Below are 24,968 nucleotides of genomic sequence, written 5' to 3'. Positions count from 1 at the left end.
GAGGGTACATGTTGTTATTCCATATCGTTGTTATGCTTCTTCTGAATTATTCTGCTCTTTTCCAACTAATTCTGGTTCAGCAGATTCATCCGGAGCCTGTTCAATATCTTCCATCGTATCAGGTGCTACAATTGTAACAACTGTTGTTTCAGGATCTTCCAAAATCTCAAAGCTTCCTGTAACTTTTAAATCACCTACTGTTAATCCTTCTCCTAAACCAAGAGAGGAAACATCAACCGTGATTTCTTCCGGAATATCACTAGGCTTTGCACGTACCTGTGCTTCATATAACGGTTGCTGTAATACGCCTCCGTCTTTTGAGCCTTGCGCTTCTCCTTCTAATCGAATAGCTACAGCCACGTCCATTTCCTCCGCCATATTTACAACGTAGAAATCGACGTGAATTAACTGATCATTAATTGGATCCATTTGATATTCGTGTAGCATGACATCGACCGAGCTATCATTTTCGATATCAAGGGAAATAATTGCGTTTCTACCTTCATCACGAACAGTTTTCAATAACTCGATACTATCCACTGCTACATTCTTTGATTCTTTATTTTTCCCGTAGACTACTGCTGGAACTTGTCCGCTTAGTCTAATTTCTTTATTTGCTGATTTTTTAAGACTTTCCCGTTTCGCTGCTTTTAATTTTACTGCCATGTTCATCATCCTCCAATTTTTAATCCAGCTCCAGCTCCCAGCGACTAGCGAGACTTCTCTCACCTCAATAGGTCGCTACCCAGTCGCCTCCACCTTCGTTCATACTCTATTTCTAAACAAAATATGTGTAAATCACGGAGTTAAAAAACTGTTAGTACAATTAATTCCCGAAATTCGGTCAATCTAAACCATTAATCAAATAAGATACTTACAGATTGCAATTCATGCACACGTACGATTGCTTCTCCAATTAACGGTGCGACAGATAAAGCGGTAATTTTGTCACTATGCTTTTCTTCCGGAAGTGGAATACTATTCGTAATGACAAGCTCTTTGATCTGTGAATTATTAATACGCTCTATTGCAGGTCCAGATAATACAGGGTGTGTACAACAAGCATACACTTCTTTCGCTCCATTTTCTATTAAAGCGTTCGCAGCAAGTGTAATTGTTCCTGCAGTATCAATAATATCATCAATTAAAATAGCTGTTTTTCCTTCAATGTTCCCGATAATATTCATGATCTCAGCAACATTTGGACGTGGACGTCTTTTATCAATAATTCCAATTGGAGCTTTTAGACGATCTGCCATTTTACGTGCACGTGTAACTCCGCCATGATCCGGGGAAACAATAATCACATCTTCTAGTTCTTTCGCTTCAAAGTAATCTGATAAAATTGGAACACCTTGTAAATGATCAATTGGAATATCAAAGAAACCTTGAATTTGCGGTGCATGTAAGTCAAGCGTAATAACACGATTTGCACCTGCTGTTTCAATTAAGTCTGCAACCAATTTAGCTGCAATTGGTTCACGTGACCGTGCTTTACGGTCCTGCCTTGCATACCCATAATAAGGCATAACAATATTGATTGATTTTGCTGAAGCACGCTTTAGCGCATCAATCATGATTAACAGTTCCATAATGTGCTGATTAACGGGAGCGCAAGTGGATTGGATGACATATACGTCACACCCACGAACACTTTCTTCGATATTGATTTGCACTTCACCATCGCTGAATTTGGATACGGTACATTTTCCTAATGTCGTTCCAATATGGGCAGCAATATCCTGCGCTAATTTAGGGTTGGAGTTCAGCGACAATACTTTCAACGATGAATCCTTATAGCTAGATGCCATGAAATATAACCTCCGTTAATCTTTTTTTCTATTTTTTAAATTTGCTACGTAACCGTCTTTATTCGTTTGTCTTGCTCTTGCGATAGATAAGGCATCTTCTGGGACGTCATCTGTGATTGTAGATCCTGCGGCAACATAAGATCCTTTTCCTATCGTTACAGGTGCGATAAGGTTGGAGTTACAACCAATAAATGCGTCATCCTCAATTGTCGTCAAGAACTTGTTTGTTCCATCATAGTTTACTGTTATTGTACCACAACCAACGTTCACATTGCTTCCTACATTTGCATCACCAATATAACTTAGGTGCGAAACCTTGCTATTATCACCAAGTGATGTCTTTTTTATTTCTACGAAGTTACCTAGTTTTGCATCGTTTCCGATAGTTGAGTCTGGCCTTATATGTGCGAATGGGCCAATGTTAACACGATCTCCAATTCTGCTTTCGTTTGCTACACTGTGTTTAACAACCGTACTTTCTCCAATATAACAATTGTTAACCTCACTATTTGGTCCAATTTCTGCATTTGCTTTAATCGTCGTCGTTCCTTTTAAAACTGTTCCGGGGTGAATGATAGCGTCAGATTCAATCACAACATCTGGCTCAATGTATGTATTATCTGGGTCGATAATCGCGACACCGTTTCGCATATGCATTTCATTAATACGCTTTTTCATTGTCTTTTCTGCTTGTGCAAGTGCAACTCGATCATTAATCCCTAATGTTTCATCAAAATCTGGCGTTAAATAAGCGCTAATTTTCTGGCCTTTATTTCGCAGAATTTCGATGACATCCGGCAAATAATACTCACCTTGTGCATTATCATTGGAAACCTCTTGTAATGCAGCAAAAAGCGCCTCATTATCAAAACAGTAGGTTCCAGTATTGATTTCGTTAACAAGAAGCTCTGATTCAGTTGCGTCCTTGTGCTCGACAATTCGTTCTACTTCGCTTGATTCATTGCGAATAACCCTGCCATAACCTGCCGGATTTTCTGTCTTAGCTGTCAAAATTGTTGCGCTGGCACCTTGCTGTTCATGATAGGCGAATAATGCTTGGTAGGTCTCTCCCGTGATTAAAGGCGTGTCACCACAAGCAACAATAGTTGTACCTTGTTTTGTTTTAAGCAAATCCTCCGCTTGCAACACCGCATGGCCTGTACCTAACTGCTCTTCTTGTATAACAAATTCACTGACGTTCCCAATTTGCTCTTTTACCTGTTCAGCGCCAAAGCCAACAATAGTTATCATTTTATCTAAATGTACGGTATTTAACTGATCTATTACATGCTTTACCATCGGACGTCCAGCGACAGGGTGCAATACTTTATAAAGCTTTGATTTCATTCTCGTTCCTTGCCCTGCCGCCAGAATAACAGCATAACGATTATTCATAAGGTAACCTCCAGGTTTTCTAATTATCCATTTTAAAATATATCGTAAAAAACGTTTGATTTCAACAGGTTAGGGGGAGGAACTCATATGAAACAGAGCTATTCAACCTATGTTGATTTCACTAATTTGGTTTGTTTTGAATCAGGGGAGATGTTTTTTATATACGGAGAGCTTTTTTATATAAGGCGTATTCAGTCCTTCTGCCAATTGTAATAAAAAATATGACAGGTATATTTCGGAATATATTACCAGTTAGCTTACCACAAAGAAAAAAGGCTAACCTAGAACAGATTAGACCCCTTTTTAATATAGTCATGACGATTTAGGAAGCTCCCGCCTCTTCGTATTTAACTTCACTTTCTCCTGCCCGGCGATATTCTTCCAGCACCGCATCTTGAATTTTAGAACGAGTACCAGAGTTTATCGGGTGTGCAATATCGCGAAATTCCCCATCAGGAGTTCTTTTAGATGGCATTGCCACAAACAACCCGTTATTTCCATCAATGACACGGATATCGTGAACAACAAATTCCTGATCTAACGTGATAGATGCAATTGCTCGCATTCTGCCCTCTGTATTAACGCGGCGTAATCTAACGTCTGTTACTTCCATGATGTTTCACCACCTTTTCCCATTTGAACTTACTGTAACTAGTTCAACAAAAGAATTTAAAATCCTGCTTAAAATATAAAAAAAGTTAAATATTTTAAATATAGGATGTTTTTTTAGAAAAAGGTGGATTCATTCATAAATTGCCATCTTTCAATCGGGATCATTCAAAATTGGTGAGATCTTCCACAAAATTCCCTGCTTGAATTTCAATCGTATGATGTCGCATATCTACATTTGATATTTTAACAAGTGATGTGTAATGATCGACAATTCGTTCTTCTTCTTCGTCGTCTGCTTCTGCAAGTACACCAATCGCTTGAACATGGGCATCAAACTCAGATAACAGATTAATCATACCTGTAATTGTTCCGCCAGCTTTCATGAAGTCATCGATGATGCAAACATTTGCCCCTTCTTCCAGACTGCGTTTTGGTAAGACCATTGTTTGTATTTTCCTAGACGAACCAGATACATAGTTAATACTAACCGATGATCCTTCTGTCACCTTGGGGTCCCTTCTTGCAATGACTACTGGTACATTCAAGAAAGATGCAACAGCATATGCCAAAGGAATCCCTTTCGTTGCTACTGTTACAATCACATCAATATCCATTTTGGAAAACTTCGAAGCAAATACACGACCGATTTCTCTGACGGTCTGTGGGTCACCAAGTAAATCGCTCATGTAAAGGTATCCCCCTGGCAATATTCTGCTCGGGTCTTCTAATTTTTTTCGTAACTCCTCAATAAATTGCATATTATTTTCCTGCGAATATTCAGGGATATACTTCACCCCTCCACCAGCACCAGTGGATCGTTGCAGATATCCCATGCCTTGACTTTGAAAAACAGCATGTATTATATCTAAATCTTCGCTAATAGAAGACTTCGTTGTATCACATAACCTTACAAAATAAGGTAATTGTATATGTTTCCGTGGGTTCTCCAGAAAGAAATCAGTCAAAACAACTAACCGGTTACTTCTTTTCATTTTCACACCTCAAAACCGTATATTTAATTAATAATATACCATTTTCATACGTTTTTTGGCAATATTTACCCTAATAATCGAACAAGGTAAACCTCGTCGCAAAATCCGCGCATTCCGTTATAGATTCGCTTTGCTTTACTTTGGTGCTCAACCAATCCGTAAATCGTAGGTCCACTCCCGCTCATTAAAACACCAGCAGCACCTGCTTGAATCATTGTTTCTTTAATACGTTCCACCTCTGGATGGAGCTTAAACGTAACAGATTCTAAGGAGTTGCCAATATGCCTGCAAAGGTTATTGAAATCCTGCTTTTCGATTGCATGCAGGATTTGATTTGTATTAGGATGGGTAAGTTTGTCCACGTTCACTTGGCCAAAAATTGTCTTCGTCGATACACCAATATCCGGCTTTGCTAATACTACCCAACAAGGGGGTGGAGAAGGTAGCTTTTCGATTTTTTCTCCATAACCTCGCGCAATTGCGGTGTTACCATAGATACAAAACGCCACATCCGCACCAATTGTAGAGCCAAGCTTTGCCAACTCATCGAGTGAGATGTCTAATGACCATAATCGATTGAGCCCTCTGAGTACTGCTGCCGCATCTGTACTCCCCCCGCCAAGACCTGCTGACACTGGTATATGTTTTTCCATATTAATATGGACACCTGTCTTAATTCCATAGGTATCTTTAAAAGCACGTGCGGCCTTATATGCCAAGTTCCGTTCATCATTTGGTACATACCTGCTTTCAAGAGCTATCACAATTTTATCCTCTTCCAAAGCATACAATTCAATGCGATCAGCTAAATCAATCGTCGTCATAATCATTTCTACATCATGATACCCATCCGTTCGTTTTCTTAATACATCAAGGGATAAATTAATTTTTGCAGGAGCTTTTTCCAATATTATTGTCATTAACGTCACCTACCTTGCCACGTACTAAAAAATATAAATAATTGTACCATATTAAAAAAGCATAGGCGACCAGATTGAAGTTAGGTCAAGTTTTGAAAGGCATGTGAAAGGGTGAAGATTGAGTGCAAATGGTTTTCACTTCCTAAAAAACGGTCGACTTTTTAACTAAATATGAAAAGAAGCAAACCCCTTAGGATTTGCCCCTTTGCATTTGCTGCTCGGCTATTTCAATTGCGCGTTTCACCATATTACCTGCATCACGCGCTTTAATGCCACCCCAGCCCTCTTGTTGGACAGTGTCGTAAAACCCTAACTCCTTAGCAATTTCTTCTTTCAACTGGTCTGACATCATTCCTCTACGTCTTCCCACGAAAGAACAGCCCCTTTCCATTTTAAGTTAGTTTACCCTTACGACATGCTTAGTTTATGTCTATATGCTAAATCAAAACGAGTAAGAAGTATGAAACAATGGAAAGTTACACCTTTTAGGACAAAAGCAGAAGTGCCTAATTAGTGGTGTACAGACTAGCCCGCACTTTGGAATTTTGGCAGCTAAAAACACCGATTAAATTTCACACTTTTTTCCAATAAAAAACAGCAGACAACTGTCTACTGTTCCATTAATAACGCTTTATTCCGTTCATCTAAAAATTTTAATTCTACCGTCTCTGTCAATATGTCTGCATAGCTGTATGAAACACGTTCGAATGCATTTTCGTCTTGGTCAAGCTCAACAATGAAGACTGAAGGATACGTCTCTGCAAGTACTCCCGATCGTATCACCGTTTTCCTTCTCCCTCCATTGGCTTTTAATTTCAACCGCTTTCCAACATGGCATTCAAGACCTTGCTTAATTTCGATTAATGTTTTAGCCACTACACTCCACCTCACTAGTTAATAGTGTAACATAAACTTGTCCGACAGTCAAACAAAACTTAATATTATATCAGTAAGTCTTTTTACCTGTCAACAATAATTTTTGTCTATTTCTTATATTATTTGCATATGTTAACAATTTATGTATAATTTTGCCGAAAATTTTTATCGAACTTTAGCATAAATTTAAATACACCATTTCGCGGTGCTAAATTCCTTTTGAATACTCACCCCTTACTATAAAAGCAGAAGCGCCCAGTTAGCGATGTAACGAGGTGAGAGAAGTCCCCTGCAGATTGAACGCTTCTTGGACGCGGATGGCATTTCAGTATTTTTTTAGTTATCTTTGTTTAGAAAGGACAGCAATATTCTTTTATTCCTCATCCTCACCATTTTCTAAATAAGGCAAACCTGTACGAAGTAGACCTCTCGTCTCCACTCCACCCATTCCTTTTTCCCCCGTCATCGTGTTGCGTAATGCATCCCATACGCTAACACTCTCCATAAATGGGGTATAGGCTATTTTAGCCGCAATATAAACAGGGTCTAATGCATGAATATTTACCCTTAATGGAGAGCTGGCATAATTGGCTCCAGCACGTATAAGTGATTCAAAATGTGATTGGCAAGCACCTGCAAAGATAACAAGCTGGTCTAAATTAGAGCTTTTCCTCCTTGCCTCTCGTACAGTTTCGGCAAAATATTTAGAATGACGATAGGCTCGTAAGTCATTTTTAAATCCTTTATTTTTTGAATAAGCATCATGCCCTGTAATAACGATAATATCCGGTCCTATTCTTTCTACTAAGCCGCCAATTTCATCCGGCATTTCTTTCTCATTTAAATGAACTCCATGCACCTGTAACCCAATGCGCTGGTACAGGGAAATACATTTTCTTAAGTACATCGGGTCTCCATCTAAATGGAGGACCTTCGCAGGGAGCTGAAAAAATTTGGCATTATTCAAATAACCATCCGTTGAATGGTACATTCTTTTTTCCTTCATCAACTGATAATCCTGACGAAATAATCGATAGGAAAATTCTTCTTTCTCCTTTTCCTTCTGTTGCCGCCTTTCTACATCCTGACGCTTTGCTACAACAAGATCATGAAGTGGAGCATCTACCTCAAGTCGCATTTCTGCACCATGTAAAATTGCTGTGTTTTTATTTATTGCGGCTACACGGAATAGCAGGTCATGCTGATAGGAACTACGTGTAACAAGTTCTCCAATAGTTATGCCCATATATCCACCTCTTAGCCTTCGGTTATTCTATAGACTATGTGATGGCCTAGAAGCCTGTGCTTAGAAATATCAGGCATGGGCGTTCATGAAAATTTAAAAAGGAAGAATCCCTACATAAATACACTTCGTAAGGACCTGAGGAAATCTGGGGAGCTCGTGGACGTTAGAAAACAAAGATAAATGATAGAGAAGATTTAAATTTTTTTATTTGTCAAAAAAGCTATTGTCACAGCAATACAACAATAGCTTTTTTGCATTATTTATTTTTATAAAATGTATTCGAAAGTAAGGCAAACTCTTCCATATTAAGTGATTCACCCCGTCTGGAACCATCGATTCCAGTGGTATCTAAAATCGATGTAATTTCTTCTTTTGTAAATTGCTCTTTAAAAAAGCTAGTTAGGTTATTGCGCAATGTCTTTCTTCTTTGCGCAAAGCATGCTTGCACAAGCTCAAAAAAGAAATCTTCATCTACTACTTCAACCGGAGGCTTTTCCCTTATTACAAGCTGCAAAATACTCGAATCCACATTTGGCTGTGGCATAAACACGCTTTTCGGTACGGTCATAACAACTTTCGCCTCTGTGTAATACTGAACGGCAATGGTCAGTGATCCATAGCTCTTACTATTCGGCTTTGCAGCCATTCGTTCTGCAACCTCTTTTTGAATCATAACAGTCAAGCTTGTTACCGGTAATCTATCACGAACAAGCTTCATTAAAATCGGTGTCGTAATATAATAAGGCAGATTTGCAACAACATGAATTGGCTGATCTGGTTTGAAATGTGTACGAATAACAGTTTCCACATCCGCTTCTAAAATATCCTGATGAATAACTTCTACGTTGGAATAATCGTGAAGCGTATCCTTCAAGATTGGCAAGAGCCGCTGATCAATTTCGAAAGCTACAACCTTGTCTGAATGAATTGCCAGCTGTTCCGTTAACGCCCCCATCCCTGGTCCAATCTCAATTGCACCAGCTGCTTCATCAATCCCAGCATGTTTAATAATATTCTCTAATACATTGACATCTACCAAGAAGTTTTGTCCAAGACTCTTTTTAAAAGAGAACTTGTATTTATTTAAAATCTCTTTCGTTCTTGAAGGAGTTGCTATATATTTTTTAGACATCCTTTTCCTCCTGTTGGATCACTTTTATAGCTTGCTCAAATTGTGCTTTTGTTATTTGGAATTGTGTTAGTCGTTTCAGCAGCTGCTTTCCATTCGTATGCCCGATTTGCAAGAATTCACCAAGTTTCTCCCGTCGTATGCTTGCTTCCCGTCCACCAATCAAACCATGTTCAATTAAATCTGCTTTTTCAATCTCACTTTCGCGTATATCTGCTAATTCATATACCTTTTTTAGTGCATGCCGAATCGTTTCGATACTAGCATGTTCAATACCGAGACTTTTATTTTTCGGATGCTTGGCCCTTGCTTGATCTCTCGTAAGAAAAGCATGCTTACACCCTGGAACAGCTTGATCGACAATATGGCGGATACGCTCACCAGGATAATCTGGATCTGTAAAAATAATGACACCGCGCTTTTCTTTCGCATGTCTTATTCGAGCTAACGTCTCTTTATTAATAGCTGATCCATTCGTTTCTATTGTATCTGCGTCAACTGCTTGTTGAACTTTCGTTGTGTCGTCTCTTCCTTCAACAACAATAATTTCTTTTATTTTCAATCGATTTCCTCCACTGCTTTATCTTTATACGGTTCTAAAAATGTTAGATGACCGGAGTATTTTAAGCAAAAATACTGGACTTTTTAAGCACCTTCTATAATAAAATAATGCTCTTACCATTTTAGCATGATAAGAGCATTTTATTCTATCGTTTATAAAGTGAAACTTCACAGTAGAGATTACAACAAACCTTCATAGTATGATAAAAACGTATCTTATTAATTCAACACCTTAACTTGAACGGTTTTCACTCCCCATGAATAAGCATCAGATTTGGATGGTACATGGACATCGATGCGATTTCCTTTTATATTCCCGCCTGTATCACCTGCAATTGCTTCTCCATAGCCTTCAACCCATACCTTCGATCCAAGTGGAATTACATTCGGGTCCACAGCAATTACTTTCATATTCGGATTAGCTCCCAAATTAATTCCTGTAGCTGTTACACCTGAACATCCACCACATTCTGACGTAAATGCACTTGCTGTCACTGTTATTGTTTCCCCGTCTTGACTACTGTCCTTTGGTGTTTCATTAGCAAGTGTAACAAGATTTGACTCCTGGACTTCTTCCTTTGTACCAACTGCTACCACACGCGTAACACTTTCTTCTTTTACATCTTCACTAACTAATTCACGGCTTACTTCCTCACCGTTTTCCTTGGTTACTTTAAAACGCTTTGTAACCGTGCCTTCTTCACCTTCTGAAATAACCTTCTCTTCCCCTTTTAAAAGCGAGCTATCTTGACGTTCTTCTATGTCAAATGCGATGGTTTCTGTAACTTCTTCATCTTCGATAGCTACACGTACAATGGCAATCGTTTTCCCTTTGGTTACTTCTTCATCAAGCGCTGGGGTGATTCGATCATCCGAGTCTTTTTCATAGTCTATATCAGCTTCCTTTAGCAGATCGTTTACTGTTCCACCTGTTGTCCAGACCTTTTTCTTTTCGCCGCCGTCATTGATAGTTACCTGATATGCCTTCTCAACCTCGATATGTAAGCCATCTTCCGTTACCTCTGCTGGCTGATGAGATATTTCATCACGTTCTTGGAAAGATAAATCTTGTTCACTTAGGAAATCTTCAATTGTATCTGCAGTTGTATAATAAACCTGTTCTTTACCATCAATACTTACTGTAATTTGCTTTGCAGTCTTATACGTTATTTCCATTCCATCTTCAATGGATTCTGCCTCACCATGAGATAAGAAATCGTACGTTCCAACAGTTATTCCTAGTTCTTGAAGCAAGTCTCCAACTGTATTTGAGTTTGTGCTGATTGTTTGTATTTCTCCGTTGTCTGTCATTACTACTTCAGCTTTCGTTGCTTCCACTAGTACAAACACTGAAAATAAAACAAGTGCTAAAACACCAATACTTGAAATAACCAGCTTCTTTTTCGATGCCGGCAAAAGCTTATGAACTAATTCCATGTGCCTGCCCCCTTATTCCCAATTGATTATATAAACAGAGAGTGGCAAAGTCAAAGCCACTGGGGTTACGATTCATTTACAGTTATATTACGCATTTTTTATTTTCTATGGAATTGAGTCTACAAAAACAAATTTAACCTTGATAAATCAATGTTATTCTATGTTACATAATTGAAATAAAAGGGAGACTGCTAGCGTTATCAGTCTCCTTTTTCCTTCCATATTTAGGGCGTATTGTTACATAAAATTACTGTTATTTTACTTCACATCAAATAAATTACATGCATTTCGGGTTGTAGCTTCACCAATTTCTTCAATGCTTATTCCTCTTAATTCAGCAATTTTTTCCGCTACTAATTTTACATACGCCGGCTCATTACGCTTCCCGCGATTTGGGTGTGGTGCGAGATAAGGTGCATCTGTCTCAATTAATAATCTGTCTAGTGGTACCTGCTTTGCAACCTCTTTCGGTAATGGTGCGTTTTTAAACGTAACAGGGCCGCCAAGTGAAATATAGAAATTCATGTCCAGACATGCTTGGACATAATCTATGGAATCATTATAGCAATGCATGATTCCTCCAACTTCCTTCGCATCTTCTTCTTGTAAAACCTCGATAATATCTTCTGTTGCCTCACGGTTATGGATAATAATTGGCATCTTTACCTTTTTAGCTAAATGGATTTGCTTTCGGAATACTTCCTTTTGTACGTCCTTCGGGGATTTATCCCAATGATAATCCAGCCCCATTTCACCAATGGCTACAACCTTTGGATGGGCCGATAATTCCTCAATCCAAGCAAGATCTCCCTCTGTCATATCAATCGCATCGACTGGATGCCAGCCAACAGCTGCATAAATATTTTCATTCTGTTCTGCAATTTTGATTGCAAGTGGAATCGTTTCTCGGTCAAATCCAACAACAACCATTCGCGTAACACCTGCATCTAACGCCCGACTGATTGTTTCTGGCAGGTCTTCTGCAAATTGTCTTGCATTTAAGTGGACATGTGTATCAAATAGCATATTTTTCATCCTTTTCATTTGTAAATTGTTAAGCTTAGAGTTAGTGCGCTGGCTCGGACTGTCACTCCTCCTGGCTACTATTGTGAACTTCAATAATTATAATGTAAACTTCAGCATTTTTCCTTTAATCATCAGCATTCCCCTAAAAAAGTGCTCCAATTTGATCATCTAATTGCAAATACCCTGCTAAGAAATCAGCAGGGTATTTATTAATCGTTATGCAATTTCAGATCCATTTGGAGCATTAACTGGTGCTTCAATCACTTGTAATTGACCATCATGCTCAGCAGAAAGAATCATACCTTGACTAATTTCTCCGCGCATTTTTCGTGGTTTTAGGTTCGCTACAATAACTACCTTCTTCCCAATCAAATCTTCTGGGTTTGGATAGAATTCAGCGATCCCTGATAAAATTTGGCGATGTGCCTTGTCGCCAGCATCGAGGCGGAATTTTAGCAGCTTATCAGCACCTTCCACTTTGCTGCAATCAATCACCTCAGCTACCTTTAATTCGACTTTATCAAAATCATCGTATTTAATTTGCTTATCCTTCGTTGAAACAAGTTCTGTTTCCGTTGGGTCCCAATCACTAGCTTCTTCCTCTTCCAGCTTAGTTCCACCAGCCATTTGTTCACGAATATAACCAGCTTCCTCATCGATATCCAAACGCGGGAAGATTGGTGTCCCTTTCGCTATAACTTTCGTATTTCCTGGGAAATGACCGAAATGAACAGTTGCAAAATCACCTGCAGCATCATCATGGATACCTAGTTGCGCAAATATTTCCTTCGGCGCATGCGTCAGGAATGGCTGTAAAAGAATTGCAGAAACACGTAAGCTTTCAGCTAAATGAGCCATAACACTAGAAAGTTCTGACTGCTTATCTGCTTCCTTAGCAAGCTTCCAAGGCTCTGTTTCATCGATATACTTGTTCGCACGGGAAATCAATGTCCAAACATGGCTTAGGGCACTACTAAATTGCATGTTCTCCATTTCTTCTTGATAATCAGCAATTGTTTTTTCTGCTGTAGCCTTCAAATCTTCATCAAAAGTTGTGACATTTCCATCGAGTGCAGGAACTTCGCCGTCAAAATATTTGTTAATCATCGCTACCGTACGATTTAATAGGTTCCCTAAGTCATTCGCTAAATCATAATTAACTCGCGAAACAAAATCCTCTGGTGTAAAGATGCCATCACTTCCAAATGCCACTTCACGCATTAGGTAATAGCGCAGAGCATCTAAACCATAGCGCTCCACAAGCATTTCTGGATAAACAACATTTCCTTTTGATTTCGACATTTTGCCGTCTTTCATTAGTAACCAGCCATGGCCAAAGATTTTCTTTGGTAATGGTAAGTCAAGTGCCATTAACATAATTGGCCAATAAATTGTGTGGAAACGAACGATTTCTTTTCCAACCATATGCACATCTGCTGGCCAATATTTATTAAATAGGCTTTGATTATCTGTTCCGTAGCCTAATGCCGTTATATAGTTAGATAAGGCATCAATCCATACATAGACAACATGCTTCGGATTGCTCGGTACTTTCACTCCCCAAGAGAAAACGGTACGCGATACCGCTAAATCCTCTAATCCTGGTTTAATAAAGTTGTTAATCATCTCATTTTTACGAGATTCCGGTTGAATAAAGTCTGCATGTGTATTGTAATAATCCAGCAGGCGATCCGCATACTTACTCATTCTAAAGAAATACGATTCCTCTTTAATCAATTCCACCGGATGCCCGCTATCTGGTGATTTTCCAGCAATAACATTTCCGGCATCATCACGCTCTACATCGACTAATTGTGTTTCCGTATAGAACGTTTCGTCTGGAATCGAATACCAGCCTTCATATTCATCTAAATAAATATCTCCTTGTTCTAAAAAGCGTTCAAAAATATCGGCAACTACCTGTTTATGTGTCTGATCCGTTGTGCGGATAAATTTATCATTGCTTATATCAAGCAGTTTCCATAACTCCTGCATGCTCTCAGCCATACCATCAACATATTCCTGTGGCGTAATGCCTAACTCATTCGCTTTGTTTTCAATTTTTTGCCCATGTTCATCACTACCTGTTAGGTAGAAAACGTCAAACCCTGTCATTCTCTTATAACGTGCCATCACATCGCAAGCAATCGTTGAGTAGGCATTCCCAATATGTAACTTTCCGCTCGGGTAATAAATTGGGGTCGTTATATAAAAAGTCTTTCTATCCTGTGACATGCATTTACCTCCTAGGTCCAAACCAAATTATTTTATAAAATCTATTGTAGCTATTATAACGCAATTTGCCAAATGCTGTGTAATAGAACAAAAGTATATAACGTCTCATAAGTTGAAGATAGTCTCGCTAAGCCTCGGGCGCTTAAGCTAGTTAAAAAAAGCAACTTCGTATGTATTTATTATTATAGTTAACCAACATATTAAACCGATTATTTAGATAAATAAATTTTCCCACTAATACTAAAATTTGTTGACAGAATAATCAATAGTTGATATCCTAATGCTAATATAGGTGTCGAAATATGGCGTTTTTTTGTTCCAAAGAAAAAAATTAAGGCAAAAAGCACAAATATCTTCTTTCTGAGAAGAATTTTTTCGTGTTTTTTCCCAAACCTTGGGGGAGGAAAATAATGAAATCTACTGGTATTGTACGTAAAGTTGATGAACTAGGGCGAATAGTCATACCTATTGAACTTCGACGCACACTAGATATCCATGAAAAAGATACAATGGAAATTTACGTAGACAATGATAAAATTGTCCTTAAGAAATATAAGCCAAATATGACTTGCCAAATTACAGGCGAAATTTCGGACGATAATCTGTCTCTAGCTCATGGAAAGCTTGTCGTTAGCCCAGAAGGCGCACACGCACTTTTAGAAGAAATTCAATCGCGCTTAAAATAGTTGGCGCAAGTCTCCAAACCAGGAATAAACTAAAACTACAATCACAAAGAGAGCTGACGCTTGTTGATAGCACGTCAACTCTCTTTTTTAGTGGATGAAGTAAAAATTCATTAATTTTATTTATAATCTTGAAATATCCTTTCACCTTTCAACTTGCTCATCCAATATGATACATCTGGTAAACATCGCGTTTTGGAATATTTCGATCAACCGCCACTTGCTTGATTGCATCCTTACTCGAAAATCCTTTTTCTTCAATATAATGATTAACATGCGCAACAACAGATAATGATTCCCACCATAAGTTATCGGCTTCTTCCTCTGCAGCAAGGGTTGACCCTTCGACGACGAGCACAAATTCACCGCGCATTTCCTGACTTTCAGCCCACTCAATTAATTCCTCCACAGCTCCCCGAACAAATTCTTCAAATCGTTTCGTCAATTCACGGGCAATTGCGATATTCCGATTTCCAAGCTGTTCATGAATTATCTTTAACGTATCCTTTATTCGATATGGAGACTCATAAAAGAGCAATGTTGCTTTCAACCGTTTTAAACGATCCAACTCAGACGCTTTATCCTTCTTCTTTCTTGGTAAAAATCCATAAAAATAAAATTCATCTGTTGGTAAACCAGAACCAATTAAGCCGCATAATGCAGCATTTGCACCTGGCAGGACGACGACGTTTTGATTTTCTTCAATTACAGCTTGAACAATTTCAACCCCAGGATCCGAAATCGTCGGCATTCCGGCATCACTTACAATAGCGATTGATTCGCCACGCTTGATTTTTTCCAATAGCTGCTCTTCCCTAGCTACTTTATTATGTTCATGATAACTAATCAAAGGCGTTGTAAGCTCAAAATGATTTAGAAGCTTTTTTGTATTTCTTGTATCTTCGGCTGCAATTAAACTAACAGATTCTAGAATTTTCAGCGCGCGATAGGTAATATCCTCAAGGTTACCAATCGGTGTTGGAACAACGTATAAAACGCCTGCTTTTTCATCGTCAAAGCTCTTTTGAATGTTCATATTACAACGTCTCCTTCTGCTTTTCCTGAATCAGCAGCTTTTTTTCATTTCGTGAAAGCTGTTTAATCCGATATTCCTGTTGCATCGCTGCTTCCTTCGTCAAAAAACGTTCCACAAATACAACTTGAAAAGGCCCTCTTCCACGTGTATATTTCGCACCTTTACCAGTTTCATGCATGTTTAAGCGACGCTCTAAATTATTTGTATATCCTGTATAAAGTGAACCATCCTTGCATCGAAGAATGTAGACAACATGTTCACATACCATAAATAATTTCCTCTGCTTCCTTGGTATACGTACCGTCCTCTTCATAGATATATAATGGCGGCAGGATTTTCAAGTCTGCTTTCCCATCCCGGACACCTTCAATTAAAAGCATATTTGCTTCCCTTTCCCGCTTCGGATATACAAGCTGCATACGCTTTGGTTCTAATTTATACTTTCTAAAAAGCTCTATTATATCAACGAGTCTCCCTGGTCGATGGACCATCGCGACTTTACCGCCTGGTCGAACATGTAATTTACAAGCTTTTACAACATCTTCTAACGTACAAAATACTTCATGCCGAGCAATCGTCAAAAATTCATTATGATTATGTTCTGTACGGGAAGGTGTTTTAAAATATGGAGGATTACACGTAACGACATCAAAACTGCTCTGTCCGAGTATCGGCTGCATTTCCTTTAAATCGCCTTGTAGCATCATTAACTGATTGGAAAGTTTATTTAACTCCACATTCCTTTCTGCCATATGAAAAATCCGCTCTTGAATTTCTACACCTGTTATTTCAGCGTTTGTTCTTTTTGATAGGAGCAGGGGAATGACACCATTGCCGGTGCATAAATCCAATATTTTCCCTCGCTTTACGGGCACATAGGCAAAATGAGCAAGTAATACTGCATCCAGGGAAAAGGCAAAAGCTGTTGGGCTTTGGATAATTTGCATCTGCTCATCATTTAACAAATAATCCATACGTTCGTCATTAAATAATTGTACCATGGTTAACTCCTTACTATTTAACGTTGTTCAAAAAACTGTCTAATGAAAAGAAAGCTGCCTCGGACATATATCGAGACAGCAGTAATAGCCTTCATTTAAAAAACGTGGCATCCGTTAAAGAGATCCTTAGATGGTCGTTCTTTGCTTTCTAAGGATCCCTTCTAAGTTGGAGTTCGTGTCTCCCTATGCGAATACCTTCGTTGCACGTATGCAAAAAAGCTTTTATTTTGTTTTCTCAAAAAAGTCAAGGCAGAAAATACAGTCTTCATCTCTCCTTGGGCTTCCAAATTCCAGATTACATATATGAAAACCTTCTTCATATAATCTAGCAAGATTATCATACCCTTCACCAGGGAAGCTACCTTTGGAAGTTTTCTTATCTGACGCTTCATCCGCAGCTTCCTTTTGATGATCGAGATGATTACGCAAATTGTGATTTTCTACAGCTAATCGATGATTTTCCTCGAGCAACTCACTTAATCGCCCCTTTAAATCACCAAGCTGTTCATACAGTTCACCAATTTGCTTTTCCATATCCGAAACCTGGTCAAAAATTTCTCTGTTCCTCACGCCCACTCACCTCATCATTCTGTGGCTTGCGCTAAAATTCCTTCATCTATTAATTCATCTAAAGTATATTCAACAACGCGTTCTTTTTCCGGAATTTCGATTTGGATGAGCCGCTCAAGTATATTGAGACCAACTACTTTTCCTTTTCCATATGGCGTTACAATTGCTTCGCCAATATCCGGCAAATCACGCTTTGCAGTTTCATACGTATCATTTTCATATTTTAAACAGCACATGAGTCTACCGCATAACCCAGATATTTTAGCAGGATTAAGGGAAAGATTTTGATCCTTCGCCATTTTTATTGATACTGGCTCGAAATCCCCTAAAAACGTTGAACAACAAAGCATTCTGCCACAAGGTCCAATACCACCAAGCATTTTCGCTTCATCGCGCACACCAATTTGGCGTAGTTCAATTCTCGTTTTAAACATGGAGGCCAAATCCTTCACTAAGTTCCGGAAGTCGACCCTGCCATCTGCTGTAAAATAAAAAATAATTTTATTGCGATCAAATGTGTACTCTACTTCAACCAGATTCATATCAAGCTTATGCTGCTCAATCTTATCTGAACATATATGAAATGCTTTGTCCGCTTGCTCTTGATTTTCTAAAACGGATAGCTTATCTTTCTCGTCAGCAATACGGATTACTTTTTTCAATGGGAGGACAACATCTTCTTCATCAACATGTTTATTCGTAATAACTACCTTCCCAAATTCAATCCCTCGTATTGTCTCTACTATAACATAACTATCCAAGGAAATCGTATCTGTTCCTGGATCAAAATAATATATTTTACCCGCTTTTTTAAAACGGACACCAATAACTTCAATCATTACATTTCACCTCTGTATTTGAAGCGCTAGTTGTTCAATCACCAAGGTGGGTTGAACATTTTGCTTCAATTTCCTCTTTGCCTGTAGAACGAAATTCAAGCTATTCACAAGATTTTCCTGGGAAAAAGACATTGCTACCTTTTCAACGAGCGGATCCTTGGAGGTGAAAAATACCATCATATCCTCATTTCCAATATGGAAATAGAGAATATCTTTAAAAGCCAGAAGTAATAAATCCAATCCCTGCTCCTGCTCTTGTCGCTCCTTAAAGTGGGCTACCCAGCGACTGTGAATAAAGAGATAAACGTCTTCAGGCTTTGTGGTAAACATTTCTATTAATTGTACCATTAGTTTTCTAGCTTCTGCAAACCACGCATCTCCGCTCCATCTAAAGGCCTCATCTAAATTATTCGTGAGGGCGCTGATGAGCACGGCTTGATTTTTTTCCATCCCCTGCTCGATTAGTTGGTTTTGGAAAGAAGCAGCGTGGAGTGGCTTTAAATCAATAACTTGGCAGCGTGAACGGATGGTTGGAATAATCGATTGACTATTCTCTGTCAGCATAATTGCTGTCGTTTCTTTACTTGGCTCCTCTAAAAACTTCAGAATCCGGTTTGCGGCATTTACAGTCAATGTGTCTGCATCCTTAATCACATATACCTTTTGATTTGATTCAAGGCCTGAGTACGTAAATTCTTTCTGCAAATTACGCACTTGTTCAATCTTAATCGATTGTCCATCAGGCTCAATCCAATGTACATCAGGGTGATTATGTGAATCAATTCGTTTGCAGTTATTGCATTCATTGCACGGCTCTACGCTTGATTTGTTTTGACAGAACAGGCCTTTGGCAATGAGTAAAGCAATTGCTCCTTTACCTGTTCCTCTTTCGCCTTGGAGCAAATACGCATGAGAAATCCGATCTTTTTTAATGCTATTTGTTATAATACGTGTTGCTAGTGGTTGCACTTCGGCCACCTGAGACCATGTTTTCATATGTATCCGTCCTTAAGCTTTAACTTCTTACTTAGATATAATGATTTGACTCCATAATTCCTTGTACTGGAACAGCCGCGCCCAGCTCCAGCACACAACGACTAGCGAGACTTCCCCACATCATGACACGATAAGTACAGTCCGTACGTCACTAACCGGGCGCCTCCGCTTTTTCCCTTACGTATATATATTAATCAGTAATCCTTTAATTTCTCCGATAAGTGCTAGGATATCTACTGTCTTCTTTTCCTGGTTCATAATTTCCTCTGTAAGTTTGATTAGCTTTTCATCGACTTGCTTAACGATTGCTAACTTCCGAGTTTGTCCATCTAAACCGAAATGATGTGATTTATCCAAGGCATATCCAGCATAAACTGTCCTCTGCAGAAACCCTTTCACCATTCGTTTAAATGCGGCCAGTTCACGAAATGATCGATAACGAGCAAGCTTATTTCCTTGCTTCGAAATATTACTAACAAGCTGTTGTAATTCTTGATGCTTTAAACTTTGTGTTTGGGACTGAACCATTTGACTGAAAGCCTGTTTATCTGCACTTGCTTTACGCGCATATTTCGGCTCTAAATTAGCTTGTATTTCGTTTGTAATTTTCATTGGTCCAGCCCCTTTCTTAGAGGTAATACACTTATTTATTAAAACTGTAAAAATGATTCGACTGGAAGTACAAATACCGTTGCTCCACCAACCTCAACTTTAACTGGCTTCGGAATATAGGAATCTGCATTTCCTCCCATTGGGGAGATTGGTGCGACCATCTGTTCACGATGCGAACAATTATCCTTAATAATGTCTAAGGCATTATCTACTTCTTGGTCTTCACATCCAATCATCAGGGTGGTATTACCCTCCTTCAGAAAACCACCAGTTGAAGCAAGCTTTGTTGTCTTAAAATCCTTTTCTCCCAAAGCATTTACTAAACGATTGGAATCCTTGTCTTGGATAACTGCCATGATTAGTTTCATGTGCATAAGCCCCCTTTATTTTATAAAACTGATAATACGGTCGAGCACAGCCTGTTCAACTATGTCTATGGATTGATCTGCATCAATCGTTTGAATTCGGTTGGGGAATTTGTCTTTAAGAATCTGATAACCTTCATAAACCATTTCATGAAACTTAAGGTTTTCAAGATCAAGTCGATTCCTCTCTCTATCTTTATTCGCTGCAATACGCTCTAATCCCTTTTTTGGCGTAATATCAAAAAATAAAGTTAAATCTGGCATACAATCCCCAATGACAAATTGATTGATGGAAAAGACCTCATCAATTCCTAATCCACGGGCATACCCTTGATATGCTAAACTACTGTCAATAAAACGATCACAGAGAACAACCTTCCCTTGTTCCAGTGCTGGAAGTACTTTTTCTACAAGGTGCTGCCTGCGTGCTGCTGCATAGAGAAGTGCTTCCGTACGTTCTTCCATTTCTGTATGATCCGGGTCATGAATAATGTCACGGATTTTCTCAGAAATGTTGATACCGCCTGGTTCACGGGTCGTTATCACGTCATACCCCAAATCCGTTAGCCTTGATGCGATCGCTTGAAGGATGGTTGTTTTTCCAGCACCTTCGCCACCTTCAAATGTTATAAAAAAAGCCCTCATGTTATATCTCCTTCATCATTTCCTGTAGATCTTGATGCCTGATTCCCGTTGCTGAATTCGAACACCTTGATTACGAAGCTGTCGGGTGGTAGCAAGGTGTGCTGTTGTAATACGTTCACCCTTAAGAATGATCGGAATTCCCGGCGGATAGGCTATGACTGCCTCTGCTGCTATATGTTCGATACCTTCACCAAAAGGTACACGTCTGTAAGATCTTGCCTGCATTTCTTGATACGACAAAGCCAATTCCTGAATGGCTTCTGGAAATAACTTTGCTATTTCTATTGTATCATGATTTAGTTCAATTTTTAATTGTTCCCCTACTCTTTTTACTATTTTTTGAAGCTGGGTCTGCTTATTAAACGGCTCAAGCCCATGAATAAGCAATAGCTGATTATGTGTTGTAAGCTCTGGATATAAATTTTCTTCTTCAAAAAGCCGTGCCACATCTTGAACTGAATACGATTGTTTCACGTGTAACGTTATTTTAAGTGGATCATCCTGTACTTCAATTGGCAGGACATTCCATGCCTCGCACTTATCAAGTATCGTCCGCACTTCGTTCACACTTCGTAAAATACGTTCTATATCATTGCTTTCCAATTTGGCTAAAAAGAAACGTGCAATATCTAATGAAGCCATTAATGGATAGGATGGACTGCTCGATTGAATGATTTGTAAATAGTGGGCAATTCGCTCTTTGGAAATAAGTTTGGATTTTATATGTAGATAAGAAGCCATTGTCATTGCCGGGGCCATTTTATGAGCTGATTGCACAACAGCATCTGCTCCCAACCTTAAAGCAGATGCTGGAAAAGGTTTCCCTAAAGCAAAGTGAACTCCATGTGCTTCATCGACGAGAACTGGAATGTTATACGAATGTGCCAAATCTATCATGGCTTTAATTGGATACGTTCTTCCAAAATAATCAGGATAGGTGAGTACAATCGCTTTTGCGTCTGAGTGCTTTTGTAACGCTTCTTCTAATGTAGACAAACTTGGACTCGTATAGCGATCGACTGCTTCATCATAATTTGGGGCGATAAATACTGGCTTTGCACCACTAAGTTCCAAGCCATTCATAACGGATTTATGGCAATTACGTTGAACAATAATTTTTCCACCTGGTGAACAGGCTGCTAACACCATTGCTAAATTCCCTGCCGTACTCCCGCCAACAAGAAAAAACGTATGGTCTGAGCCAAAAAAATCCGCAGCTAATCCTTCTGCTTCTGCAATCATTTCCGTTGGCGCATGAAGATCGTCTAATCCATGTAGCTCTGTCATATCTAACTTTAAGATGGAATCAAAATAAGACCTTGCATGTTTCGGGAATATTTCACCATTTTTATGACCTGGGACATGAAAGGATATCGGGTCTTTGTATGTAAATTGCTGCAATCTTTCAAAGATCGGCATTCGATTGTGATTCTGATTCATCATTGTCCCTCCTTTAGTTTCTTTCGATTATAATAATCGTAAATTAACGAACGACGTAATGACGATGCCTCCCTTACGAGCATCGTATCATTGCCACATGAGATTTTCTTAGATATAGCATGGATGTGGATGGTATAAGGTTTATCCTACCTCGCTTTTGCATTTCATGGCAATTTTATCATTCTCAGACCAACAAAAGAAGCCTTTGCAAGCAAAGACTCCCTGGATAGCTATGAATATAATTTCGGTTGATTGATATTCTTTAATTTTCGTAAGTAATAGTTATACTTTTCTTCTCTTGGCTCCGTATGAATCATATTATACTCGCATTCCGTACAAATGAACATCGTATATAAATGAATTCCCTTCTCCTTTTGTTCCTCACAGATGCCGCATTGTGAAAGTCCTAATGAATTAGCTTGTTCCACCTTCCCCACCTCCGTTAGAAACTAGTATCTCCCAATCTAAGGAAAACTATACGGGGAAACTTTGAAACTTTTAAGTTTGGAATAAAATGGTCTAGCTAAATAATAAACAGATGAATCGCCACCAAGGATGCCAATCCAAATAACCCTAAAAAACCAGATACGACAGCTGTAAATAAATTAATTGGAATGTGCAGCCCAAACATCCCACCGAATACATTAAAGAAAAATAAAAACAGAATACCAATTCCAAGCTTTACTGTAGCCTGTCCAATGAATTTCATTGGCTTAACAGGGGCACCAACGAATAATAAAATAATAATTAGTCCAACAATGACCGAAATAACAATTGCAGAACTCAACTGAAATCAACCCTCTTCCTCAACCTCTTTTTTAGTAAATTTATGCTTGTATTTCGTAAAAAAGAACCAAGGAAGCGGGGAAAGAAAAGAATCTCTCTGTGAAAAAACATGATCATGAATCTTTGTAAGAAAGTAGGTGATTTTATATAAAGCTTGATTTAACAGCCTTTTATTAAAAGTCGTTAGGAGATGTTGCCAAACGTTCAGTAAAAGAACCGCCCCTTTTTCCCATTCTAAAACTGAACCGTCAACATTTCCTGTTTCTCCCTCAATTCTTCATTTATTTTTTCTACACATTTTTCAAACTGTGGTTTCTCAATAAAAAAAGACAAGGCCATCTATACTCACAAACCTTGTCTCCCTTAATCTATAATTCTAGTATACTCGCACTGCACTAATATTACGCAGTCTTGCCTCACGCAGAAGAAATAAATATTTAGCCCGAGCAATTGCTTCTTGCTGCATTCCATTGATTGAAGGCTCCATACTTTGTTCTACAATAGACCTAATTTGTTTCCACTCTTGTTCTGCTTGAATGATTGTATCAAGCAGCTCATGATTGACATCTTTTGTCTTTCGTTTTTTCCCCATGCACTTCACCTAACTTCTACAAATCTCTTCTACCCTCTAAAGCTTTTGATAATGTTACTTCATCTGCATATTCCAAATCGCCGCCAACAGGTAAGCCATGTGCAATTCGAGTCGTGCGGATACCTGATGGTTTAACAAGGCGCGAAATATACATTGCGGTTGCTTCCCCTTCGATGTTTGGGTTAGTTGCTAGGATGATTTCTTTTACTTCCTCATCCTTCAGACGATTGATTAGATCAGGGACATTAATATCTTCTGGTCCAATTCCATCCATTGGTGAAATTGCGCCATGAAGAACATGGTATTTTCCGTGGAATTCTTTCATCTTTTCCATTGCAATGACATCTTTTGGATCTTGCACGACGCAAATAATCGAATTATCTCGTGACGTATCGGAACATATCGCGCATGGATCCTGATCGGTGATGTGTCCACAAATACTGCAATGGGAGAGCTCTCTTTTGGCATTCACTAATGCATTGGCAAAATTAAGCACATCATCATCTTTCATATTCAAAACAAAAAATGCCAGACGGACAGCTGTTTTCGGTCCAATGCCAGGCAATTTTGTAAAACTGTCAATTAACTTCGATATTGGTTCTGGATAATACATCAAGCCTGCCTCCTACACGAAAACATAAGCACCCGCTTTAAACCGGGTGCTTATACTTGGCATAGGGGATTGTAATCCCCTGCCATTTTTTCCTTTAATTAAAACATACCAGGCATGTTTAAGCCTTTTGTGAACTGTCCCATTTGTTGGTTCGTTTTATCATCAATTTGCTTCAATACATCATTTGTTGCAGCAATGATAAGATCTTGTAGCATTTCGATATCATCTGGATCTACAACTTCTTCTTTAATTGCAATATCTGTAATTTCCTTTTTCCCATTTGCTGTAATGGTAACCATTCCACCACCAGCTGATGCTTCAAAAGACATTTCATGCAATTCGTCCTGTGCCTGCATCATTTTCTTTTGCATTTTTTGCATTTGCTTCATCATATTGTTCATATTTCCCTTCATGGAAAATACCTCCTTTAGATTATTCATTATTATTTTTTTCCTTATACTGGAGCAGCCAAGTCCAGCTCCAGCGCCCAACGACTAGCAAGACTTGCCGATTGGCTGCGCCAGAGGCTTAGTCGCATTTATACCCTTGT

30 protein-coding genes are annotated in these 24,968 nt (G+C 38.8%); 1 reads left to right on the top strand and 29 read right to left on the bottom strand.

Annotated elements, in window-relative coordinates; all coding sequences use genetic code 11:
• Nucleotides 1–30: 30 nt before the first annotated feature.
• From MHH64_RS02830 to metG, 14 genes are all read right to left on the bottom strand, one after another.
• Nucleotides 31–666, bottom strand: coding sequence for a 50S ribosomal protein L25/general stress protein Ctc (locus tag MHH64_RS02830; RefSeq protein ID WP_095314425.1), 636 nt, complete (start codon nt 664–666; stop codon nt 31–33).
• A gap of 191 nt (nt 667–857) precedes the next feature.
• Nucleotides 858–1,811 (bottom strand): ribose-phosphate diphosphokinase, encoded by a 954-nt coding sequence (locus MHH64_RS02825; protein ID WP_095314427.1) that lies wholly within the window; start codon nt 1,809–1,811, stop codon nt 858–860.
• 15 nt (nt 1,812–1,826) lie between these two features.
• Complete coding sequence (gene glmU / locus MHH64_RS02820) at nt 1,827–3,206, bottom strand: bifunctional UDP-N-acetylglucosamine diphosphorylase/glucosamine-1-phosphate N-acetyltransferase GlmU (protein WP_118889288.1); 1,380 nt, start codon at nt 3,204–3,206, stop codon at nt 1,827–1,829.
• A gap of 322 nt (nt 3,207–3,528) precedes the next feature.
• Nucleotides 3,529–3,819 (bottom strand): septation regulator SpoVG, encoded by a 291-nt coding sequence (gene spoVG, locus MHH64_RS02815; protein WP_010648994.1) that lies wholly within the window; start codon nt 3,817–3,819, stop codon nt 3,529–3,531.
• A 160-nt stretch (nt 3,820–3,979) separates the two neighbouring features.
• Complete coding sequence (gene purR / locus MHH64_RS02810) at nt 3,980–4,810, bottom strand: pur operon repressor (RefSeq protein ID WP_118889289.1); 831 nt, start codon at nt 4,808–4,810, stop codon at nt 3,980–3,982.
• A gap of 65 nt (nt 4,811–4,875) precedes the next feature.
• Entirely contained in the window at nt 4,876–5,730 is an 855-nt protein-coding gene (ispE, locus tag MHH64_RS02805) for a 4-(cytidine 5'-diphospho)-2-C-methyl-D-erythritol kinase (protein WP_118889290.1), read from the bottom strand.
• Between the two features lie 190 nt (nt 5,731–5,920).
• On the bottom strand, nt 5,921–6,100 hold the full coding sequence (locus tag MHH64_RS02800; RefSeq protein ID WP_095314433.1) for a small, acid-soluble spore protein, alpha/beta type: 180 nt from the start codon (nt 6,098–6,100) through the stop codon (nt 5,921–5,923).
• A 239-nt stretch (nt 6,101–6,339) separates the two neighbouring features.
• Nucleotides 6,340–6,606: a Veg family protein gene (locus tag MHH64_RS02795; protein ID WP_095313908.1), complete on the bottom strand. Its 267-nt coding sequence runs from the start codon at nt 6,604–6,606 to the stop codon at nt 6,340–6,342.
• 373 nt (nt 6,607–6,979) lie between these two features.
• Complete coding sequence (yabG, locus tag MHH64_RS02790; protein ID WP_118889291.1) at nt 6,980–7,852, bottom strand: sporulation peptidase YabG; 873 nt, start codon at nt 7,850–7,852, stop codon at nt 6,980–6,982.
• Nucleotides 7,853–8,108: 256 nt separating this feature from the next.
• Nucleotides 8,109–8,984, bottom strand: a complete 876-nt coding sequence (gene rsmA, locus MHH64_RS02785; protein ID WP_118889292.1) for a 16S rRNA (adenine(1518)-N(6)/adenine(1519)-N(6))-dimethyltransferase RsmA — start codon at nt 8,982–8,984, stop codon at nt 8,109–8,111.
• On the bottom strand, nt 8,977–9,543 hold the full coding sequence (rnmV, locus tag MHH64_RS02780; RefSeq protein WP_095313912.1) for a ribonuclease M5: 567 nt from the start codon (nt 9,541–9,543) through the stop codon (nt 8,977–8,979). The genes rsmA and rnmV overlap by 8 nt, the downstream gene beginning before the upstream one ends.
• A gap of 218 nt (nt 9,544–9,761) precedes the next feature.
• Nucleotides 9,762–10,979: a ubiquitin-like domain-containing protein gene (locus MHH64_RS02775; protein WP_340002658.1), complete on the bottom strand. Its 1,218-nt coding sequence runs from the start codon at nt 10,977–10,979 to the stop codon at nt 9,762–9,764.
• Between the two features lie 258 nt (nt 10,980–11,237).
• Nucleotides 11,238–12,005, bottom strand: a complete 768-nt coding sequence (locus MHH64_RS02770; RefSeq protein WP_340002657.1) for a TatD family hydrolase — start codon at nt 12,003–12,005, stop codon at nt 11,238–11,240.
• 216 nt (nt 12,006–12,221) lie between these two features.
• Nucleotides 12,222–14,240 (bottom strand): methionine--tRNA ligase, encoded by a 2,019-nt coding sequence (gene metG / locus MHH64_RS02765; protein WP_303450043.1) that lies wholly within the window; start codon nt 14,238–14,240, stop codon nt 12,222–12,224.
• Between the two features lie 410 nt (nt 14,241–14,650).
• On the opposite strand from metG, the gene MHH64_RS02760 reads away from it, so the two are divergent.
• Nucleotides 14,651–14,926 (top strand): AbrB/MazE/SpoVT family DNA-binding domain-containing protein, encoded by a 276-nt coding sequence (locus tag MHH64_RS02760; protein WP_095313918.1) that lies wholly within the window; start codon nt 14,651–14,653, stop codon nt 14,924–14,926.
• 157 nt (nt 14,927–15,083) lie between these two features.
• On the opposite strand, the gene rsmI is transcribed toward MHH64_RS02760, so the two are convergent.
• The 15 genes from rsmI to MHH64_RS02685 all read right to left on the bottom strand — a co-directional run bounded on the left by rsmI (nt 15,084) and on the right by MHH64_RS02685 (nt 24,831).
• Nucleotides 15,084–15,959, bottom strand: a complete 876-nt coding sequence (rsmI, locus tag MHH64_RS02755; protein ID WP_340002656.1) for a 16S rRNA (cytidine(1402)-2'-O)-methyltransferase — start codon at nt 15,957–15,959, stop codon at nt 15,084–15,086.
• A gap of 1 nt (nt 15,960) precedes the next feature.
• A complete protein-coding gene (locus tag MHH64_RS02750; RefSeq protein ID WP_303450038.1) occupies nt 15,961–16,227 on the bottom strand; it encodes a GIY-YIG nuclease family protein in 267 nt (88 codons plus the stop codon).
• Nucleotides 16,217–16,960, bottom strand: coding sequence for a tRNA1(Val) (adenine(37)-N6)-methyltransferase (locus MHH64_RS02745; RefSeq protein ID WP_118889295.1), 744 nt, complete (start codon nt 16,958–16,960; stop codon nt 16,217–16,219). Before MHH64_RS02745 ends, MHH64_RS02750 begins: the two co-directional genes overlap by 11 nt.
• A 222-nt stretch (nt 16,961–17,182) precedes the next feature.
• Nucleotides 17,183–17,530 (bottom strand): DNA replication initiation control protein YabA, encoded by a 348-nt coding sequence (yabA, locus tag MHH64_RS02740; protein WP_095313925.1) that lies wholly within the window; start codon nt 17,528–17,530, stop codon nt 17,183–17,185.
• A gap of 14 nt (nt 17,531–17,544) precedes the next feature.
• A complete protein-coding gene (locus tag MHH64_RS02735) occupies nt 17,545–18,369 on the bottom strand; it encodes a stage 0 sporulation family protein (protein WP_095313927.1) in 825 nt (274 codons plus the stop codon).
• A gap of 6 nt (nt 18,370–18,375) precedes the next feature.
• Entirely contained in the window at nt 18,376–19,365 is a 990-nt protein-coding gene (gene holB, locus MHH64_RS02730; RefSeq protein WP_303450031.1) for a DNA polymerase III subunit delta', read from the bottom strand.
• 177 nt (nt 19,366–19,542) lie between these two features.
• Entirely contained in the window at nt 19,543–19,977 is a 435-nt protein-coding gene (locus MHH64_RS02725) for a YaaR family protein (RefSeq protein WP_095313930.1), read from the bottom strand.
• Between the two features lie 38 nt (nt 19,978–20,015).
• Complete coding sequence (locus tag MHH64_RS02720) at nt 20,016–20,345, bottom strand: cyclic-di-AMP receptor (protein WP_095313931.1); 330 nt, start codon at nt 20,343–20,345, stop codon at nt 20,016–20,018.
• Nucleotides 20,346–20,360: 15 nt separating this feature from the next.
• Nucleotides 20,361–20,987: a dTMP kinase gene (tmk, locus tag MHH64_RS02715; RefSeq protein WP_118889298.1), complete on the bottom strand. Its 627-nt coding sequence runs from the start codon at nt 20,985–20,987 to the stop codon at nt 20,361–20,363.
• 15 nt (nt 20,988–21,002) lie between these two features.
• A complete protein-coding gene (locus MHH64_RS02710) occupies nt 21,003–22,427 on the bottom strand; it encodes an aminotransferase class I/II-fold pyridoxal phosphate-dependent enzyme (RefSeq protein WP_303450026.1) in 1,425 nt (474 codons plus the stop codon).
• 230 nt (nt 22,428–22,657) lie between these two features.
• Entirely contained in the window at nt 22,658–22,855 is a 198-nt protein-coding gene (locus MHH64_RS02705; protein ID WP_095313936.1) for a sigma factor G inhibitor Gin, read from the bottom strand.
• Nucleotides 22,856–22,950: 95 nt separating this feature from the next.
• Complete coding sequence (locus MHH64_RS02700) at nt 22,951–23,214, bottom strand: pro-sigmaK processing inhibitor BofA family protein (RefSeq protein ID WP_095313938.1); 264 nt, start codon at nt 23,212–23,214, stop codon at nt 22,951–22,953.
• Nucleotides 23,215–23,589: 375 nt separating this feature from the next.
• Complete coding sequence (locus tag MHH64_RS02695) at nt 23,590–23,805, bottom strand: YaaL family protein (RefSeq protein ID WP_095313940.1); 216 nt, start codon at nt 23,803–23,805, stop codon at nt 23,590–23,592.
• Nucleotides 23,806–23,821: 16 nt separating this feature from the next.
• Nucleotides 23,822–24,418: a recombination mediator RecR gene (recR, locus tag MHH64_RS02690; protein WP_095313941.1), complete on the bottom strand. Its 597-nt coding sequence runs from the start codon at nt 24,416–24,418 to the stop codon at nt 23,822–23,824.
• Nucleotides 24,419–24,516: 98 nt separating this feature from the next.
• Nucleotides 24,517–24,831, bottom strand: coding sequence for a YbaB/EbfC family nucleoid-associated protein (locus MHH64_RS02685; RefSeq protein ID WP_095313943.1), 315 nt, complete (start codon nt 24,829–24,831; stop codon nt 24,517–24,519).
• Between the last annotated feature and the right edge of the window lie 137 nt (nt 24,832–24,968).

Source organism: Oceanobacillus sp. FSL K6-0127 (assembly GCF_037983385.1).
In the GTDB taxonomy this organism is placed as follows: Bacteria; Bacillota; Bacilli; order Bacillales; family Amphibacillaceae; genus Oceanobacillus; species Oceanobacillus profundus.
The sequence above is the reverse complement of the archived record's forward strand: the minus strand, read 5'-3'. Positions and strand labels throughout refer to the sequence as shown.